At 47.8% G+C, this 2,531-nt stretch carries 2 tRNA genes and 1 rRNA gene; all 3 read left to right on the top strand.

The features are described 5' to 3' along the window. Nucleotide 1: 1 nt before the first annotated feature. Nucleotides 2-75 (top strand) — tRNA-Ile (locus R2Q94_RS22065). A gap of 15 nt (nucleotides 76-90) precedes the next feature. Next, nucleotides 91-164: transfer RNA gene (locus R2Q94_RS22070), tRNA-Ala, on the top strand. 214 nt (nucleotides 165-378) lie between these two features. Beyond that, nucleotides 379-2,531, top strand: a 23S ribosomal RNA gene (locus R2Q94_RS22075); the annotation flags it as partial.

Below are 2,531 nucleotides of genomic sequence, written 5' to 3' on the forward strand. Positions count from 1 at the left end.
TAGTCCCGTAGCTCAGTTGGTTAGAGCACTACACTGATAATGTAGGGGTCAGCAGTTCAAATCTGCTCGGGACTACATAATAAATTCTAAGGGGGATTAGCTCAGCTGGCTAGAGCGCCTGCCTTGCACGCAGGAGGTCAACGGTTCGACTCCGTTATTCTCCACATTACCCGGTCTAACTACAAGAGGCCATAAATATATGATCTGATAGATCATAGGGGAACTAAAGTTCTTTGACATATTGGAAGAAGTTAAAAAAGAAGAGCAAACAACAATAGAGACGTTGTTAGCTTTAGGGATAGGTAAGTAATTACCGATTCTGAAGAGATAACAACAATCAAAAAAAGCATTTCCATAGGCGCAAAAGGCTATGGAGAGAAGAAAGTAAATAAGAGCACACAGGGGATGCCTTGGCTCTCAGAGGCGATGAAGGACGTGATAAGCTGCGATAAGCTTCGGGAATTAGCAAATATGAATTGATCCGAAGATTTCCGAATGGGGAAACCTGGCTAGTTGAAGACTAGTCGTATATAATACGCAAACCTGCCGAACTGAAACATCTAAGTAAGCAGAGGAAGAGAAAATAATAATGATTTCCTAAGTAGTGGCGAGCGAACGGGAAAGAGCCCAAACCACTTATGTTACGGCATATGTGGGGTTGTAGGACTACGATGTGGTATTAATGAAATGAAGTGGAACAGGATGGGAAGCCTGGCAATATAGAGTGAGAGCCTCGTACACGTAAGTAACATTAGCCTAGTAGTATCCTGAGTACCGCGAGGTCGGAGACGCCTTGTGGGAATCTGCCGGCACCATCCGGTAAGGCTAAATACTCCTGAGAGACCGATAGTGAACCAGTACCGTGAGGGAAAGGTGAAAAGAACCCCGAACAGGGGAGTGAAATAGAACCTGAAACTGTGTGCTTACAAGCGGTCGGAGCGTCCAGGTGGCGTGACGGCGTGCCTTTTGCATAATGAGCCTACGAGTTACTCTTCTCTGGCAAGGTTAAGTGTTTAAGACACGCAGCCGCAGCGAAAGCGAGTCTGAATAGGGCGTATAGTCAGGGGAGGTAGACGCGAAACCTTGTGATCTACCCATGGACAGGTTGAAGGTGCGGTAACACGTACTGGAGGACCGAACCGATAAACGTTGAAAAGTTTCCGGATGATCTGTGGGTAGGGGTGAAAGGCTAATCAAACTGGGAAATAGCTCGTACTCCCCGAAATGTTTTTAGGAACAGCGTGGTGGTAAAGTTATATAGAGGTAGAGCTACTGATTGGGTGCGGGGGAGTCAAATCCTACCAAATCCAGACAAACTCCGAATGCTATATAATATACACTGCAGTGAGGCCCGGGGTGCTAAGGTCACGGGCCGAGAGGGAAAGAACCCAGACCATCAGCTAAGGTCCCCAAGTTATAGTTAAGTTGAACTAACGAGGTCCGATTGCATAGACAGCTAGGATGTTGGCTTGGAAGCAGCCATTCATTTAAAGAGTGCGTAACAGCTCACTAGTCGAGCGATCGGGCATGGATAATAAACGGGCATTAAACTATACACCGAAGCTATGGGTAATGTGTAAATATTACGGTAGGGGAGCATTCCAGCGGCAGCGAAGTTATGACGTAAGTTGTGGTGGAGCTTCTGGAAAAGCAAATGTAGGCATAAGTAACGATAAGGCGGGCGAGAAACCCGCCCACCGAAAGGATAAGGTTTCCTGATCAACGCTAATCGGATCAGGGTTAGTCGGGGCCTAAGGAGAACCCGAAGGGGATATTCGATGGACAACTGGTTAATATTCCAGTACTTTTTATAACTGCGATGTGGGGACGGAGTAGTGACACTGCCGCGATCTGACGGAATAGATCGTTAAAGGGCGTAGGTATTAGGACTGTAGGCAAATCCGCAGACCTAGCTGAAACCCGATAGTACTGCAAACCTTCGGGGGCGTAGATAGTGCAGGTAATCAGACTTCCAAGAAAAACCGCTAAGCTTCAGGTTATAAAAACCCGTACCGCAAACCGACACAGGTATCCGGGAAGAGAATTCTAAGGTGCTCGAGTGAATCATGGCTAAGGAACTCGGCAAAATGGCCCTGTAACTTCGGGAGAAGGGGCGCTGGTAGCAATATCAGCCGCAGTGAAAAGGCCCAGGCGACTGTTTAACAAAAACACATGGCTTTGCAAAATCGAAAGATGAAGTATAAGGCCTGACACCTGCCCGGTGCTGGAAGGTTAAGAGGGGATGTCATCTGTTAAAGGAGAAGCATTGAATCGAAGCCCCAGTAAACGGCGGCCGTAACTATAACGGTCCTAAGGTAGCGAAATTCCTTGTCGGGTAAGTTCCGACCTGCACGAATGGTGTAACGATCTGGGCGCTGTCTCAGCCATGAGCTCGGTGAAATTGTGGTCCCGGTGAAGACGCCGGGTACCCGCAACGGGACGGAAAGACCCCATGCACCTTCACTACAATTTAACATTGACATTGGATACAAGATGTGTAGGATAGGTGGGAGACTGTGAAGCGGCATCGC

It is taken from the genome of Pedobacter gandavensis, from assembly GCF_032678465.1.
GTDB classification, from domain to species: domain Bacteria; phylum Bacteroidota; class Bacteroidia; order Sphingobacteriales; family Sphingobacteriaceae; genus Pedobacter; species Pedobacter gandavensis_B.